The organism is Kribbella antibiotica (assembly GCF_004349055.1).
Lineage (GTDB): Bacteria > Actinomycetota > Actinomycetes > Propionibacteriales > Kribbellaceae > Kribbella > Kribbella antibiotica.
This window is the reverse complement of record NZ_SMKX01000011.1, coordinates 51862-68011: the sequence shown is the minus strand read 5'-3', so window position 1 is coordinate 68011 and position 16150 is coordinate 51862. Positions and strand designations below refer to the sequence as shown.

11 protein-coding genes are annotated in these 16150 nt (G+C 68.3%); 4 read left to right on the top strand and 7 right to left on the bottom strand.

Going from position 1 to position 16150, the window contains the following annotated elements:
• Nucleotides 1-35 precede the first annotated feature (35 nt).
• Together E1263_RS06240 and E1263_RS06235 are read left to right on the top strand one after the other, a co-directional pair.
• Entirely contained in the window at nucleotides 36-851 is an 816-nt protein-coding gene (locus tag E1263_RS06240) for an SAM-dependent methyltransferase (RefSeq protein ID WP_132166202.1), read from the top strand.
• Between the two features lie 1093 nt (nucleotides 852-1944).
• Complete coding sequence (locus tag E1263_RS06235) at nucleotides 1945-2385, top strand: SRPBCC family protein (protein ID WP_132166201.1); 441 nt, start codon at nucleotides 1945-1947, stop codon at nucleotides 2383-2385.
• A 5-nt stretch (nucleotides 2386-2390) separates the two neighbouring features.
• On the opposite strand, the gene E1263_RS06230 is transcribed toward E1263_RS06235, so the two are convergent.
• Genes E1263_RS06230 through E1263_RS06215 form a run of 4 tightly spaced genes read right to left on the bottom strand, consistent with a single transcriptional unit; the run spans nucleotide 2391 to nucleotide 7199 of the window.
• Entirely contained in the window at nucleotides 2391-4562 is a 2172-nt protein-coding gene (locus E1263_RS06230; RefSeq protein WP_132166200.1) for a fibronectin type III domain-containing protein, read from the bottom strand.
• Between the two features lie 49 nt (nucleotides 4563-4611).
• Nucleotides 4612-5943, bottom strand: a complete 1332-nt coding sequence (locus E1263_RS06225) for a protein kinase domain-containing protein (RefSeq protein WP_165956503.1) — start codon at nucleotides 5941-5943, stop codon at nucleotides 4612-4614.
• A gap of 21 nt (nucleotides 5944-5964) precedes the next feature.
• The gene (locus E1263_RS06220) at nucleotides 5965-6564 is read right to left on the bottom strand and encodes a hypothetical protein (RefSeq protein ID WP_132166198.1); all 600 of its coding nucleotides are present in this window, start codon (nucleotides 6562-6564) and stop codon (nucleotides 5965-5967) included.
• The gene (locus E1263_RS06215) at nucleotides 6561-7199 is read right to left on the bottom strand and encodes a hypothetical protein (RefSeq protein ID WP_132166197.1); all 639 of its coding nucleotides are present in this window, start codon (nucleotides 7197-7199) and stop codon (nucleotides 6561-6563) included. Before E1263_RS06215 ends, E1263_RS06220 begins: the two co-directional genes overlap by 4 nt.
• A 140-nt stretch (nucleotides 7200-7339) precedes the next feature.
• On the opposite strand from E1263_RS06215, the gene eccD reads away from it, so the two are divergent.
• Nucleotides 7340-8710 (top strand): type VII secretion integral membrane protein EccD, encoded by a 1371-nt coding sequence (eccD, locus tag E1263_RS06210; protein ID WP_132166196.1) that lies wholly within the window; start codon nucleotides 7340-7342, stop codon nucleotides 8708-8710.
• A gap of 1 nt (nucleotide 8711) precedes the next feature.
• Entirely contained in the window at nucleotides 8712-10139 is a 1428-nt protein-coding gene (eccB, locus tag E1263_RS06205; protein ID WP_132166195.1) for a type VII secretion protein EccB, read from the top strand.
• Nucleotides 10140-10200: 61 nt separating this feature from the next.
• On the opposite strand, the gene E1263_RS06200 is transcribed toward eccB, so the two are convergent.
• The 3 genes from E1263_RS06200 to eccCa are packed head-to-tail and all read right to left on the bottom strand — an operon-like array spanning nucleotide 10201 to nucleotide 16068.
• A complete protein-coding gene (locus E1263_RS06200; RefSeq protein ID WP_132166194.1) occupies nucleotides 10201-11703 on the bottom strand; it encodes a hypothetical protein in 1503 nt (500 codons plus the stop codon).
• The gene (locus E1263_RS06195) at nucleotides 11703-12062 is read right to left on the bottom strand and encodes a hypothetical protein (RefSeq protein ID WP_132166193.1); all 360 of its coding nucleotides are present in this window, start codon (nucleotides 12060-12062) and stop codon (nucleotides 11703-11705) included. Before E1263_RS06195 ends, E1263_RS06200 begins: the two co-directional genes overlap by 1 nt.
• 46 nt (nucleotides 12063-12108) lie before the next feature.
• Nucleotides 12109-16068, bottom strand: a complete 3960-nt coding sequence (gene eccCa, locus E1263_RS06190) for a type VII secretion protein EccCa (protein ID WP_132166192.1) — start codon at nucleotides 16066-16068, stop codon at nucleotides 12109-12111.
• Nucleotides 16069-16150: the final 82 nt, after the last annotated feature.

Genomic DNA, 16150 nt, shown 5'->3' with positions numbered 1-16150 from the left:
ACTGTCGTCAGCACTGGATGGGAAGGATCGCCGCGATGGCCGACGGAGAACAGAACGCGAGGTCGTTCCCTGCCTTCGACGTCACGAAGCCGAGTATCGCCCGCACGTACGACTATCTGCTGGGTGGTAAGGACAACTTCGCGGTCGACCGTGCGTTCGGTGACAAGTTCATCAAGGAACTTCCCGGCTCCCTGGACATCCCGCGCGACAACCGCGGCGCCCTGATCCGCGCGATCCACGAGATCGTCTCGACCTCCGGAGTCCGCCAGTTCATCGACCTCGGCAGCGGCCTGCCGACCGCCGACAACGTGCACCAGATCGCGCAGCGGATCGACCCCGACGCGAAGGTCGTCTACGTCGACAACGACCCGATCGTGCTCGCCCACGGCCGCGCCATCCTCGCCGAGAACGAGAACACCGTCGTCCTCCAGGCCGACCTCCGCGAGCCGAAGTCGATCTACGACCAGCTCGTCGCCGACAACCTGATCGACTTCACCCAGCCGGTCGCCGTCATCTTCAGCGCCACCCTGCACCACGTGAACGACGACGAGGACCCAGCCGGCCTGGTCGCCTTCTGGTCCGACCGCATCGTGCCTGGCAGCCACATCTTCATCAGCCACTTCCGCAGCGAGAACGACCCCCGCAGCCAAGAGCTCGAGCAGGTCCTCCAAGCCTCCCTCGGTCGCGGCCGCTGGCGCACCCAGGACGAGATCCTCGCCCTCCTCGGCGAAGGCTTCACCGTCCAGGACCCCGGCCTCGTCCCCGCCGCCGAATGGCGCAACCCCGAACCCCCCGACGACCTAGGCGACTACCAACGCCTGATCGCGGCACTCCTCGCCACCAAGAACTAACCCGCCCGCGGCGACCGTTCTTCGGCGCATCCGGGGCATCCGGCGTGCTCGCCCTGCCGTGCTCGCCTCGCCGTGCTCGCCCCGGCGCGCTCGCCCCGCCGCGGTGGCTGAGATGGGTGCCGCGGGGACACATCGCTTTGTGGTATTTCCAGGGCGCCACCCGACATTCTCGTTCCACAAAGGCGCCGCGCGATGACCGAGCGCTCGGTGAGGACGACCTTCGCCCCGCACAACTGCGTCGGTGAATGAGGATCCAGCCCACGGGCGCACACTGGCCCCACTCGCCGCGCACGCACCCGTTCTAGCGTCGAGTGGCGGGAGATTGCCGCCGGTAATCGATATCCAGCAGCACACTCCTCCCAGTCGGCGACATACTCCGCACACTCGGCGTCGTCGTACCGGCCCTGCGATTGCGTCCACGCTGGGTGGAACTTCCTGTGCGCCAGCTGCAAACTTCTTTCCACTCAAGCTGGTTACCCCGCTTCGCGTAGCTGCGTCGGCCGGGCGAGGTCCGTCTCGGGTGCTCGCCGCTGCGGCCGGTTCAACGACAGCGTGGCTGGCCGCCGCGGTGGCTGAGGTGGTTGGTGCTGTCGGCGACCAGGCCGCCGTTGCCTGTGGTTGGCGGGCTTGGGTTGCCGTCAAGAACCTGGCGCCACTGATGCCCCTGCCTCTGCAAACCAGCCGCGCCCCAGGAGCCAGCCTGCAGGGGCACAGTGGCGCCACTCGCCGTGTACGAACACTCCGAGTGAACCCACTGGCCGCCGGAATCCCGCGCCGAGTGAACCCACCGGGCGCTGGAGTCTTGCGCCGAGTGAACCCACTGGCCGCTGGAGTCTTGCGCCGAGTGAACCCACTGGGCGCTGGACTTCCGCGCCGTGTTCCCGCGCCGAGTGGCGGGAGATTGCCGCCGGTAATCGATATCCAGCAGCACACTCCTTCCACTCGGCGAGCCACCCCGCACACTCGGCGAGCCACCCCGCACACTCGGCGACCCACGCCGCACACGTCGGCGACGTCGTACCGGCTGGTGGTGCGCCCACGCCTGGGCAGGGAAATGGGGCGAGGGATGAGTGGGCCCGGGTACTGGTGGGAGATGAGTGAGAACGAGTGCATGGTGGAGGCGTCGGCTGAGGACGTCTTCGCGGTCCTGACTGATGGCTGGCGCTATGCGGCTTGGGTGGTGGGTGCGTCGCGGGTGCGCGACGTGGATGCGCCCTGGCCGGAGCCCGGTGGCATCATCCACCACTCGGTGGGCGCCTGGCCGCTGCTGATCAACGACACCACCGAAGCAGTCGAGTACGACGAAGGTCGCCGACTGCGGCTTCGCGTTCGCGCCTGGCCGGTGGGCGAGGGTGACGTCGAGTTCCGCGTGCACGAGGGCCCGAAGGGTTGCCGGGTCGTCATGACGGAGAAGGCGGTCCGCGGACCTGCCTCACTGATGCCGGCCGGGCTTGCCGATTTGTTGCTCGGGGCCCGTAATACGGAAACTCTGCACCGCCTCAAACTCCTCGCCGAGCAGCGCAAGGAATCCTAAGACGCCTAACCAGACTTCCACGTGAACGTATTGGATTTGTACGGACCGCCAGGACCACTCACCGTGACATACACCCGACTGCCGACCATGTTGCACGGGAAGCGGTCGTCGACGAGCAGTTGGCCTTCGTCGTCGGTCTCGAGGGTGGCGCCGGGGTTGAAGACCTTCCCGTCGACGTACGGGACGATCTTGTACCGCGTGCTCGCCCGCAGGTTCTCGATCCGGACCTGGATGAACGCGCACTGCGGTGGCTGACAGTCGTCGTACGTCGTACCGGCGCCGCGCGAAGCGACGATCCGCCTCGTCGGCTCCTCTTTGCCCACCGGAGCCGCGGGCAGGCTGGTCCACTTGCCGCTCAGCTGATCGCCGTTCGGTGCCCGGGTGATCGCCCGCACATAGAACAGGTACGTCGTACCGTCCTTCAGCCCGGTCACCGTCGCCTGCGTGCTCGTGGTCGACACCCGCGGTTTGGCGGTGGCCGAGCCGATCATGACCGTGTACTTCACAAAGGTGCCGTCACCCATCGTGGGCGCATCCCAGGCCAGCGTCAGCTGCCCGGAAATCCCGTCCTTGCTGACCACGATCTCTCGCGGCGACTCAGCCTCGGCATAGGACTTCTTGATCTGATTCGACCGTACGGCGGGCCCCGCGCCAACGCGGTTCCGCGCCCGGATCGTCACGTAGTACGAGCCGGTCTTCCCCGCGAGCTCGGTGATCAGCGTCGACCGCGTGCCGGCGCTGACGGACTTCGAACCACCCGTCCAGCTCAGCTCGTACGCCGTGATCGGCGCACCGTTCGGTGTCGCGGCCCGCCATGTCACGGTCGGCCCGTCGGTCCCGTACTTCGCGTTCACGCCGACCGGCCCACCGGGAACGCCGGCCACAATCACCGGTGGTTTCGGCGGCGGGTCCTTCTTCTCCGGTACGACGGGCTTGTCGTCCGGCCGCGGCGTTGTCTTCTCCGGCGGATCCGGCTTGTGCACCGGCGGATCCTGAGTATGCGTGGGCGGATCCTGAGTGTGCACCGGCGGATCAGGCTTATGCGTGGGTGTCGGAGTCGACGGTGTCGGCTTGTCGTTGGTTCCGTCGTCGGGGCTGCCGATCGGGACCGGCTCCGCGCGGCCGTCCTGGTCGACGACGACCACCTGGTCGCCCTTGCCACTCTCGACGTACAGCTGAGAATCGTCACCCCGGATCAGGCTCGGCTCGACCTGGCCGGTATCGCTGCCCTTCACCTTGCTGGCCACGTTCCGGTAGCCGACCTTGCCGTCGCGATCGACGGTGACCAGGTCGGCCGTCTTGCGGTCCAGCAGCGCCAGCCCGTGCCCGGACGAGGCGATCTTGTCGTAGTTGCCCTTCCGGATCTTGGTCGTGATCGGCGGTTCCGCCTTCTGCCCGGGCCGGCTCGGCAGTCCGACGAGCTGGACGACTCCCTGATCGCGATCCAGGACCGCGATCCGCCCGTCGACGTCGTTCCCGGCGACCAGCGCGGTCTCCGGAATGTCGTTGCTCAGGTCCACCTGGGCGCCGAATCCGTCCGAGGTCAGGTCGTACACCCGGTCGGCCGTGAGATCCACAAACACAGCCTTGGCGCCGATCACAGTCAGCGCACCCTTGTGCCCCTTCTGAACCGAGGCCGGGCAGGACATCCGGTCCGCCGTCAACGGCAGTTGGCACAGATCACCCTGCTCGACCCGATGCACCCACAACGTGCTGTCGGACGTCACCACCGGATCGCCGAGCTGCCCACCCGAGAACACAGTCGCCGGGTGCTCGCCGAGGCGCATTACCCGGCCGTCCTTCTGATAGACCACAAAGGCGTTCCCCGCGGACTCCATCCCGATCGGCTGCTCATCGGGCACCTCGAGCGGGTCCGCCACGGCCAGATCCGACTTCCCGAACTTGTCGATCCGCGACCGCGACAGCACGTACGCATCAGTGTCGGTCTGCACCACCTGAGCGCCCGGCTTACCCGTCGGCAACGGCACCTGGGCGTCGATCGTCCGGGTCGCCCCATCCAGATGGAAGACTCGCCCGATCGCGCTGTTGTAGACCCAATGACCGGACTGGGTGAACTTGAACCCTGCGTTCGCGTCGCCGGCGCCGGTCAGCACGACCACGCTCAGCAACGCAATACAGCCCGCCACCACAGCAGCCAGCCCCGCACGTCCTTTCATGGCCTCAGCGTAAGCACGCCCGGTCCAGACCCGGTCCAGAATGCGTCCACTAGCTCTTGCACGTGGCGCCCCGGATACTCCGCGGCGTGCTGTAGAAGACCTCGCGCCCGTCGGTCCCCTGGACCTCGAAGCAGTACTTCAGCCCCGGACTGACCTGAACAGTCAGCGTCGTCCCGCTCCCGCGATACGTCGAGCGCGGTGCCTTCCCACCCTGCTCGGCCACGAAAACGGCGTACGTCAACGGCTTCGAGAACGACCACTTCAACACCACCGTCGTCCCCTTGTCCTGCGGCGGCTCCAACTGGATCAACGGCGCATCGGTCGCCTGCGGCGCCGGCGTTGCCTGCGGCAGCACCGGAACAGTTGGTTGCCTCGGCACCGGATTTTCGTTGCCCGGTCGCAGCACGATCGGTACGACGACCACCAGCGCAACGGCAGCCGCGATCCCGAACAGCAATTCCTTGCGCGGCCATTTCCGCTGCCCCGCCTTCGGTTTCGCCTTCGCGCTCGCGGAAGCCGTTGCCACCGGCACGCTTCGACCCGCCGCCAGCTCATCGCGGAAGTCGTCGAAATCCAGCTCGTTCGCAGCATCCGTCGTACCGTGCAGCAAAGTCTCGAACTCCCGAACCACCGCAGCCGCATCCGGCCGAGTCCCGGGATCCTTCGCCAGCATCCGCCGCAACAACGCCGTCAACGCCGGCGGCACATCCCGCCCCGACACCTCCGGCGCCGGCTCCCGCAACACCCGCAGTACAACGTCGTCCGGCGTCTCACCAGTCCGCCCCGGAAACGGCGACTGCCCGGTCAGCGCCAGATACAACACAGCGCCCAACCCGTAGACGTCCGCTTCCTCCGACAGTTCGCCGTCGCGCAACACCTCAGGAGCCGTGTATGCCGCCGCCGCAGTCAGGTCCCGCGGGAACCGCAACCGCAGCGCCAGCCCGAAATCCGCCAGCACCGGCTGCCCGTTCGGCCGCTCCAGCACATTGCTAGGCGTCACCCCACCATGCACCAGCGCGCTCTCATGAGCCTCGGCCAGCACAGACCCCAGGATCTGCCCCAGGACGACGACATCCCCGATCGGCAGCCCACGCCCGCCGGCCAGCTCCACCAGCGACTGCGGACAGAACTCCATCCGCACGCCGGTCCGCCCATCCGGCAGTTCCTCAACCCCATCAGCCAGCAACATCGACCCGGCCACCCGCAACCCAGCCAACTTCGCCTGCTCAACCTCCACCGCATTGAAAGTCCGCCGATCCAGCGGCTGCGGGTACACCTTCAGCACGGCGGTCGGGCTGTCGTCCCGCGGCGGAATCAGATAGATCCGTGCCACCGGCCCGGTGGCACGCGGAATCAACGATTCGGGAGCGATCTCAGCCATCAGAGTCATCCTCGCATCCCTTCAGCGCACCACATCGAGATAGCCGCACCCCTGTGCGACCAGATTCCGGACGTCGCGAAGCACCCCGCCGACCGCGGTGATCGGGTCGTCGACCCGGTCTGTGGTCGAGGTCAGTGCAGCGCGGAGGGTACAGCTCGCCCAGAGGCTCGGCGTGGTCCTGGCCCAGCGCCAGAGCTCGTAGCTGTCCGGGTCCAGGACGGCGACAGTGCCGGTCTCGGGGAGCCCGATCCGGTGGTGCCCCGGCCTTTCGGCGGTATCGCCGAGACCGATCATCAGGCCGTGCAGCTGGTATGAGCCGGCCAGATCGGCGATGTCCGGGTCGGCGGCGTCGATCGGTACGACGAGTCCGCGTCCGGCCAGCTCGGTCAGGTCCTCGGCGATGTCATCGAGGCCGAGTTCGTTGCCCTGTCTGACGATCTGCCGCGACGTCCAAGGTTCGCCGGCCGCGTCGCCAAGGCCGTGGGCCAGCATCCAGGCCGTGAACTCAGCCGCGGTCAGGCGGTGGTGCGCCATACCGACCCGTACGACGTGGTTGGGAGCGCCGATCGCCGAGGGGAGTACCCCGTTGTAGTGACCGACCGGGAACATGACGGCGCTCATCGGGCCGCCCGCCGGTCCAGATACGCGGCGCGGACCCGGAGCAGGTCGTGCAATGCCGCGACGACGCCGCCGAGCACGAGTTCAGGGTCGAGCTCACCCGGGTTCGTCACCCCTTGCCGCTGCGCGACCGCAACAGCCTCTTCGCAGCCCTGCCAGAGGTTGGGACTGAGATGCGCCCAGGTCCACAGGTCGTACATCGGCGCGGACAGCTGAGCCAACGGTTGCCCGAGGGCGCCGACCAGCAACAGGCCAGGATGGTCCGGATCCGGACCGAGCCCGAACGCGAGCGGAATCAACTGGTGGTGCCGCGCGAACTCGATCGCGCTGTTCGGTTCGGCCCCAACCTCGATCAGCAGACCGTCATCGAGGAAACGGTCAATGGTCATTCCGGAGTCCCGCCGATCCAGCCCGTACGACGCGGTCCGCTCCGCCAGCGTTCTGCGCATCGGCCGGTCGTCAGCGGCGATCCCGTGCGCGAGCGCCCAGACGACGTACTCCGGGTCGGTCAGATCCATTACCTCGCTGCCCACCCGGACCTGGTGCAGCCGGCCGGACGGCGACACCGAGCGGGCGCCGACATCATGTCCGACCGGCAGAACCAGCGCTTCGTACGGCACCACAGACCTCCTCGTCATCGCGTCGATCTTCACGGTAGGAACCGCCGGCCCTGCGATGTCGGGGACGGCATGAAGCTGCCGCGCGCCACGGCGAGCGACCCCGGCCGCCAACACTGGGGCCAGTGGCCGAGAACGGCGCAAGGATTGGGAGAACGCCGATGAACATCACCGGACTGGTCCGGGTCACGATCGATACCCCGGAACGCCGGCTCGATCTGGCCCTACCGGAACAGGCGACGGTGGCCGAGGTCCTTCCCGGCCTGCTCACCCGAGCAGGCGAGGACCTCGCCGACGAAGGCGGCTGGACACTGCGCCGCATCGACGGCACCGAGCTCGGCCTGGGCCGGACCGTCGGCGCGCACCGGGTCCGGGACGGCGAGATCCTCTACCTGGTGCCGCGGGAGACCGACTGGCCCGAGCTCGAGTACGACGACCTCGTCGACGCCGTCGCCTCGGGCTCCCGTCGACTCGGTGCCGCCTGGGGTCCCTGGTACACCCGCGCAGCCGGACTGACCGGCGCGACAGTCGCGATTCTCACGGCCTGCTTCACGATTCTGCGTACCGGATCACCCTGGTCCGGGCCCGCGGTCCGGATGTTGCTGCTGGCATCGTTGCTGGCGGCAATCGGTGTCCTGCTGGCCCGAGTAGCCGGCGACTCCGGAGCCGGCGTGGTGGTCGGCGGCCTGTCGTTGCCTACGGCATTCATCGGCGGCGCCTTGCTGTTCGCAGGCGAAGAGTCCTGGCCAACACTCGGCGCTCCACAAATCCTCGCCGGATCGGCCGCCCTCCTGCTTGCGGGCGCTTGCTGCCTGGTCGGTGTCGTCGACGGCGCCGCCCTGTTCGCCACCGGAGCAGCCCTCGGCGTCATCGGCATCCTCAGCGGCTGGACCGGTACGGCGGAGTCCTTGGACGGCGCTGATGTCGCGGCCATCACCGCCGTGGCACTCGTTGCCATCTCGCCGTTGTTCGGATCGCTGGCGATCCGGCTCGGCCGGGTCCCGATGCCGATCCTGCCGCGCACCACCGCCGACCTGGTCCGCGACGATCCACAACCACCACGCACCCATGTGTACGGCGCCGTGGTCCGCGCCGATGATCTCCTCACCGGCATCCTCACCGCCACCGGGGTCGTGCTCGTCATCTGCGAGATTCTCCTCGTCGCTGCAGGCGGACGCTCGGCCACCATCGCCACGATGCTCATCGCCGCCGCCTGCCTGATCCGCGCCCGGTTGTACCCGATCGTCAAGCAGCGCCTGACCTGGCTGGCCGCTGGTCTGGCCGCCGTCGTCGCCCTTCTCATCGGCTGCCTGGGCGCCGGCCTCGCCGACCCCGTGCCGACCGTCATCCCGGTGACTCTGCTGCTCGCCTGCGGCTCGGTCGTCCTCGGCCTCCGCTACGCCCGCCGACCACCAAACCCCTACCTGAGCCGGGCGGCCGAGCTGCTCGAGATCGTCATCATGCTCACCCTGGTCCCGGTGGCGTGCGGCATCCTCGGCCTGTACGGCGTACTGCGCGGATGGGGTGGCTGAGATGGCAACCCGCAAGGACCAACTGCACTCCCACCAGTTCCTCGGCCAGCGGATGGTGTCCGCCCTGGTCACCGGCGAAACCGACCCCGAACAACCGCCGTTCCGGCGCCCGTTCCTCGCCGCGATCGGCGGCCTGGTCATCGCGCTGATCGCGCTGGCCGTCGTTGCCGTCTACGGCCTGGTCGTCCCCGGCGGCAACAAGGCCTGGCAGGCCGGCGACGCCGTCATCGTCGAGAAGGAGACCGGCACCCGCTACGTCTTTCTGAGCGGTCGCCTGCACCCGGTCGCGAACTACGCCTCCGCAGTCCTTGCCCTAGGCAAGAAAGCCGAGGCCCGCCGGGTCTCCCAACGCTCCCTGCAAGGCGCACCCCGCGGCCCCCGGATCGGCATCCTGGATGCCCCGGATGCGCTTCCCGCAGCGAAACAACTCCTGGTCGGCGCCTGGACCCTGTGCTCGCAACCGATGCTGGACCAGACGGGCGAACCCACCAGCGAGTCGGTCCTGCTCGTCGGCTCCCAGCCACTCGCCGCGAAGCCGCTGGCCACCGGTGCTCTGCTGGTCGATGTCATCGGCACCAGGGACAAGTACTTGATCGCCAACGGCTTCCGATACCAGGTCGACAAGACCATTGCCGTCCAGGCCGGTCTGACGCTCGGCGCGGAGACGTCGGTCCACGTCGGCCAGGCGTTCGTGAACGGTCTCCCGGAAGGTCAGCCGCTCACTCCGCTCCGGCTGGCCGGCCTCGGCAAGCCGTCGTCCGCTGTTCCGGGTCGCAAGTCCAGGATCGGCGAGGTCTTCATGGTCCGCAGCATGAGCGGATCCCGGCAGTACTACGTCGCGATCGCCGACCGCCTGGTGATGATGTCCGAGCTCCAGGCCGCCATCCAGCTCGCCTACACCCCGATGAAGGCGGCGTACGGCGGCAAGGCTCCGACCGTCCGCGAACTCAACCCGACCTCGCTGGGTCGCGTCCAGCCTCCGGCCGATCCGATGACTGCGGGCACCGACGGCCGGCTCCCGCAGAGCCGCCCCGACTTCGCCAAACCCGGCAACGACAGCACGGTCTGTGCTGTCTACGCTCCCGGGAGCGCCGTACCGACCATTCTCGTGGACGCCCAGCTCCCACCCCGCGACCCGGCCATGATCACCCCCAAACGCGGCCCCGAGGGCACTGCCCTCGCTGACCGCGTCGTCGTCCCGCCCGGCACGGCTGCCGTCGCCGAGGTGATGCCGTCCACCCGCACTCCCGCAGGCACCCTCGTCGTCGTCACCGACGTCGGTCGCGCCTACCCGCTGATCGACCCGGACCTGCTCAAGCTGTTCGGCTACGACACCACGCAGCCCGTTCGCTTCCCAGCCGGGCTGGTCGCCCGCATCCCTCAGGGCCCCGGCCTTGATCCTGTCCGCGCCCTCCGACCGACCATCTGACCCACCCCACAACAAATGCCCCCGGCCGATCGGCCGGGGGCATTCTTCGTCGGTGTTGCCGTCAGTTGGCCGGCCGGTACACCCGCTGCGGTTCCGCAGCCGGAGCCTCGATCGTCCCGTTCTCCACAGCCCACAGCTCCTCATCGAGGATCTGCGCCGCCGCCTCCGTACGGCGCCTCTTGCCAACCACAGCCGGCGCCGGCCCACCTCGCTGTCCGGCCTTGCCCCGCAGGCGATCCGGTACCCCCGGTGTCGGGCCACCGGCCCGCTGCCGCTGCCGGCCGTTCGGCTTGGTCGACCCGTTGCCGGGTTTCCCGCCGCCTCCACCGCCACCAGCACCGGCCCCGGACATCGGCGGCATCATCGGCGATCCGCCACCCGCAGCTCCGCCGGCGCTTCCGCCGGCGGACGTCTGCCCGTTGAGCGTCGGAGCCCGGCCAGTGGTGACACCCGCCGAACCCTCCCCGATGCCCTTGGCCGCCACCGGCAGGCTGTCGATCCCCTTCAGCCCGCCGACCTTGGCGCCACCAAGCCCGCCGCCCGCCTTGGCACCGCCCAGCCCGCCGAGACCAAGCCCACCACCGCCCTTACCGCCACCAACTGGGCTCTTCTGGAACGCCCCGAGCGGTGGAATCGGAGTGATCGGGGTGACATGTGGCTTCGGGATCGTGCTTGGCGGCAGGTTTGAGATTCCTGGCACCTGCGGGGTATCGATGGGCGGCATTCCGGACAGGCCGGGATCGCCGCCACCCGGAGTCTCCCCGCCGGCGGCGCCGCCTTCCGGAGCTCCTTCGCCACCGGCCTCCGGGGCCCCTTCGCCACCGGTATCAGGTGGGGTCCCGCCGGGAGGTGCGCTCTGGGGAGCGGTGGCACTCGGTGCAGCCGTTCGGTTGCTGGGGTCTTTCTTCGGGCCGGCCGCTGAGGCGCCACCGTCGTCAGCGCCTTCCCACTTGATTCCATTGGCCATGGTGACCACTTGCTGCCCGAAGGCCAGGTACTGGTTCGCGAGCAGGTCCATTTGTGCACCGACCTGTTTCAGGGCACCCTGCAGCGGCGTCAGATCCATTTTGACTCCGGTGACCGCTTCGCCGCCGCTCATCATCTCTGCACCGATGGCATTGCCGATGCTGGTGATCACCGTGGCGACCGAGGTCCGGATCGTGTCCAGGTTGTTCGACAGGACGTCGACCTGACCGGCAAGATCGGTCTTCCCGCCTCCCGATGGACCACCGGCAGTCGAGCCGGTGATGGCCTCAGCGCTGCGGGAGATGGAGTTGGCACTGACCGTCGCGGCTGCCATATAGGCGGTTCCCTGGGCATCGATCCACAGGGACTTCACGTCGCGGGCGGTTCGCAGAAAGGTGTCGCCACCCTGCTGGATCCGCTCGCCGGCCCGTGGCCACTCGACTGCTTCCTGCCTGAGGTACTGCATCGTCTTGGGCTCGGTGTCGAGGATCGTCTTGAAGTAGTTGGCCATCTCCTTCAACGCGGGGAGGTCGGTCGCGCCTTCGGCCTGCTTGGCGTAGTCCCCGACCGGATGCGCGTGTCCTGCGATCCCGCCCATTATTTGCCTCCTCTGATGGCATTGAGGGTGTCGGCCGAAAAGGTCAGGGTGTGTTCGGCCACGGTGAAGAGTTGCTGGTTGACCGTCGCCCAGGTCTCGGCACCTTGTGCCATCCTGCTGATCTCCGCCGCAGCCTGGTTGTGCGCGGAGTTGATGAGCTCGACGAGCTTGCCGGTGCTGCTCAAGTTGCCGACGGCCCCCGCGCCGGCGACGGCGGTCAGGCCGTCCGCCGCATTTTGGAGCTGGTCGGATGCCGTGACGTAGCCTTGGGCAGCTTTGGTGAAACCTCCGATGTCCGCCATCCCGAGGTCGGGCTGCCCGGTGCCGGGATGTGGGTTTGGATCTGGCTTCTCTCTCATGGTCTTTCTCCTTTCGTGTGCTGTGTTTTCGTACGGGGGCCGGCAGTCAGGTCTGCGGTGGCAGAGTCAATTGCACAAGGCGGACCGAGCCCTGCCGGCTGATCAGCTGGCCGCGGCCAGGGGGTAGCTGCTGGGGCCGGAGCCCGCCGAGGAGAACGCCCTCGTCGCGGTTACCGGACAGCAGCAGACCGGGCGACGCGATATCGCGCAGCCGGGCCAGGAGCGGCTCGAACAGACCGCGCATCGCGCCACCGGTCCGTCGGGCCGCTATGACATGGAGGCCGATGTCGCCTGCCTGCGCGATGAACGGCAACAGCGGCATCAGCGGATGGTCCTGGGTTGTGGCGACCAGGTCGTAGTCGTCGATCAAGATGTAGACGTCCGGTCCCGACCACCAGGACTTCTCGCGCAGTTGCTCAGGGGTCACATCGGGGCCAGGCAGGCGTTCGGTCAGCGCTTCGCAGATCTGGACGACGAGGCTTTGCGTGCTCTGCAGGTTCGTCCCGTAGCCGAGCAGGTAGGACTCGTTGACAGCGCCGAGCAGGCTTCGGCGATGGTCGATGACGAGCAGCCGGGCGTCGGCGGGTGTATGGACCTGTTCGATCCGGCGGATCACGGTGCGGAGGAAGGAGCTCTTCCCGGATGCGGTATCCCCGAGGACGATCAAACACGGATCCGTCGTGAAGTCGAGCCGGACCGGCGAGAGGTCGCGTTCAGCCACTGCGACGGCCAGGCCGGTCTCCTGGCTGCTCTGGCCGTCCAGGTTCTCGAACGGCACCTCGCCCGGCAGCAGCAGGATCCGGGGCGCCGAATCACCGTTCCAGTTCGCGGCGATCCGCTCGATGAGCTTTCCGACGCCGTCGGTCATCCGCTCACCGCTGTCGGTGCTCAGGTGCGGCTTGGCGGTCAGGAACTGATGCCTGCTGGCCAGGATGCCCCGGCCGGGGCTGCCGTCCGGCACCAGAACAGCGGCCTTGCGGTCGAGGAACGAGTCGATCGGGTCGCCGATCCGGAACTCGAGCTTGGTGCCGGCCAGGTCACGAACGGCGGTCCGGATCTCGAACCAGCGGGCGGCGCTGACCATCAGATGAACGCCGTAGGCCAGCCCCCGGGTCGCGATGTCGGCGAGCATGACCTCGAGGTCGTCGAAGTCGTTGCGAATCGTGCCCCAGCCGTCGATGACGAGGAAGACATCGCCGTACGGCGACGGCGGTACCGTCCCGGCTCGCCGGCGAGCCCGGTAGGTGTCCATGCTGTCGATCCCCAATGCCGCGAACTCCCGCTCCCGATGCGCGATGAGGTTCGCGGCCTCGGAGACGGTCCGGCGGACGGAGTTGGTGTCCTGCCGTCCGGACACGCCGCCGACGTGCGGTAGATCGCGGAGGCTGCCGAGCACGCCGCCACCGAAGTCGAGGCAGTAGAACTGGATCTCGGCGGGCGTGTGGGTCAGCGCCAGCGACATGACGATCGAGGCCAACGCCGTGCTCTTGCCGCTGTGCGGCGCTCCGCACAGCGCGAGGTGCCCACCCCCGGCGGACAGATCGAGCAGCAGCGGGTCTCGACGCTGCTCCAGCGGCCGGTCGACGTACCCGGCCACTGCACACAGGCTTCCGGCGAGCTGCGGATCGCCGGCGGTCAGACCACGCTCGCCATCGACCCTCGGTGCACCGAGAACCTCGTCGAGACCTGGTGATTCGTCCAGTGGTGGCAGCCAGATCTGGTGGGCGGTGTCGCCGCGGCCCTGCATCCGCTCGACCAGGATGTCCAGCAGGGTCTCACCGACACTCTGGTCGAACGGGTCGTCCTCGGGACGGTCGTCCGCGGCCTCCGGCTCGATGGTGGGAGCGACGTATCCGCTGGTGTACTCGTACAGGACGAGCGAGTCGTCGACGACCAGCGCACTGTCACCGTGAACCGCGCGTCGATGCACACCGGACACGTACGCCGACCGGAAGCGATCCAGCGGCTCGGTGCCGATCCGCAGATAGCCGTGACCAGGGGCCCTGGGCAACAAAAACGCGTCGTTGACGCCGAGTACCGCGCGGCTGTCCATGTCGGAGAAGGTCCGCAGCCCGATCTTGAACGACAGATGGGCTTCGAGTCCGCGCAGCCGCCCCTCGTCCAGCCGCTGGCTGGCCAGCAGCAGATGGACACCGAGCGACCGGCCCACTCGGCCGATCTGGACGAACATGTCGATGAAGTCGGGCCGGTCGCTGAGCAGCTCGCTGAACTCGTCGCACACCACCAGCAGCGTCGGCACCTCGGCCAGCGGAGCACCGGCCATCCGGGCCTTCTCGTAGTCCCGCAGTGACGCGAAGTTGCCGGCGTCGCGGAGCAGCTCCTGCCGCCGGATCAGCTCGCCGTTGATGGCGTCCGTCATCCGGTCGACCAGGTCGAGTTCGTCGGCCAGGTTGGTGATCACCGCACTGGTGTGCGGCAGCTTGTCCAAGGTCGCGAACGTCGCGCCACCCTTGTAGTCGATCAGCGCGAAGTTCAGCGACCGCGGCGGGTGCGTGATCGCGAGGCCGAGAACCAGCGTCCGGAGCAGCTCGCTCTTGCCGGAGCCGGTGGCCCCGATCAACAAACCGTGCGGGCCCATACCTTCCTGTGCCGATTCCTTGAGGTCGAGCTCGATCGGCATTCCGTCGGCCCGCAGGCCGTACCGGATCCGGAGCTTGTCCCGGCTCGGCCGGGCGATCCAGGTATCGGCCGGGTCGAATTCGTAGGGATCACCCAGCTCGAGCAGCTCACCCAGGCCGAGGTCGGCGGTCAACGGCTGGTCGCTCTGGGCGCCGGCGGTGAGCCGCAGCGGCGCGAGCTGCCGGGCCAGCCCTTCGGCGGCCATGACAGACAGCGTGTCGGCCTTGCCGAGTGGCGTGACACCGTCGATCGTCTCGCTGGTCAGCGCGCCATCGCCCGCAACGTCGAGAACCACTGCGCTGGCGTCCAGCGAGCGGGGTGGCTGCGTGACCAGATCGATGACGGTCACACCTTCGAGACCCCGGTCGGCCAGCAGATGGTCCGATCCCTGCGTTTCACCGCCGACCACGACGACGACCAGGTGTGGCCCGTTGCCGACGTACTCCGACTCGAGGTCGAACCGCGGCCGTCCGGCCAGCAGGTCGTCCAGGATGGCTTCGACGGCACTGATCGACGGAGCGATCATCCGGACCGGACCGAGCGCGTCGGTCTGATCCGGATGCAGGGCGTGCGGCAACCACTTGACCCAGTCCCAGGTCGCGGTCTCGGCGGCGCCCGCAACGACCGCTATCCGTAGGTTGTCCGGGGCGTGCGCGGTCGCGAGCTGGCAGAGCATCGCGCGGGCCAGACTGTCCGTGCGCTCCCGGGCGCCGGTCAGGTGGAGTTTCGCGAACCCGGTGATGGCCATTGCGATCGGCAGGTCGTTCACCGCGGCGTACGTCGCTACAAATCGCCGCAAAGCCATGGCGGACAACGGTTCCAGCCGCTCCAGCGGTTGGGTGTCCGGGGCAACGATGTCCATCGCCGGTGCCTGCGGGCCGACCCCGATCCGGGTGATCCCGAAGTCCTCGTGGTCACGACGCCGCTCCCACAGCCGGTGGCCGGCGACCAGTGTCCACAGGGTTTCCGGCGACGGGTGCAGGTACTCCATGGTCTCGCGCTGCTGGTCGACCGCCCGGGTCAATCGCGTCCGCTGCTGCGCCAGCTCCCGCAGATAGGTCCGGCGCGCGTGCCCCATCTCTGCCTTGCCGCCGCCGCTGCGCATGAAGAGGCCGCCGACGATCATGCCGATCATCGCGACGCCGAAGAGGCCGTAGATCGCATAGCGCAGACCGCCGCCGACGCTCCCGGAGAACATCAGCATCATCGCGCCCATCATCGCGATCATCGGCAGCACCATCAGGGCCTGCGCCCACTGCCGGCCACCGGGCTCGGGCACCTCCGGGGGTGCCGAGAGCAACAATTCGCCGGCGGGCATCGTGGGTGCCGGCTGCCGGTCCGGCCGCCTGACAAGCATCGTCGACATTTCGACCACCTCTCCTGGTACGCAGAAAGATCGTCGCGCGCCCAGCGGCACCGTGCTGCGTGATGGCAGGAACGTGCCGAGG

Bases quoted from the DNA above. Each gene is read 5' to 3' on its own strand.
- E1263_RS06240 (WP_132166202.1), top strand. From the start codon at position 36: ATGGCCGACGGAGAACAGAACGCGAGGTCGTTCCCTGCCTTCGACGTC.
- eccD (WP_132166196.1), top strand. From the start codon at position 7,340: ATGAACATCACCGGACTGGTCCGGGTCACGATCGATACCCCGGAACGC.
- E1263_RS06215 (WP_132166197.1), bottom strand. From the start codon at position 7,199: ATGACGAGGAGGTCTGTGGTGCCGTACGAAGCGCTGGTTCTGCCGGTC.
- eccCa (WP_132166192.1), bottom strand. From the start codon at position 16,068: ATGTCGACGATGCTTGTCAGGCGGCCGGACCGGCAGCCGGCACCCACG.
- E1263_RS06200 (WP_132166194.1), bottom strand. From the start codon at position 11,703: ATGGGCGGGATCGCAGGACACGCGCATCCGGTCGGGGACTACGCCAAG.
- E1263_RS06230 (WP_132166200.1), bottom strand. From the start codon at position 4,562: ATGAAAGGACGTGCGGGGCTGGCTGCTGTGGTGGCGGGCTGTATTGCG.
- E1263_RS06220 (WP_132166198.1), bottom strand. From the start codon at position 6,564: ATGAGCGCCGTCATGTTCCCGGTCGGTCACTACAACGGGGTACTCCCC.
- E1263_RS06195 (WP_132166193.1), bottom strand. From the start codon at position 12,062: ATGAGAGAGAAGCCAGATCCAAACCCACATCCCGGCACCGGGCAGCCC.
- eccB (WP_132166195.1), top strand. From the start codon at position 8,712: ATGGCAACCCGCAAGGACCAACTGCACTCCCACCAGTTCCTCGGCCAG.
- E1263_RS06225 (WP_165956503.1), bottom strand. From the start codon at position 5,943: ATGGCTGAGATCGCTCCCGAATCGTTGATTCCGCGTGCCACCGGGCCG.
- E1263_RS06235 (WP_132166201.1), top strand. From the start codon at position 1,945: ATGAGTGAGAACGAGTGCATGGTGGAGGCGTCGGCTGAGGACGTCTTC.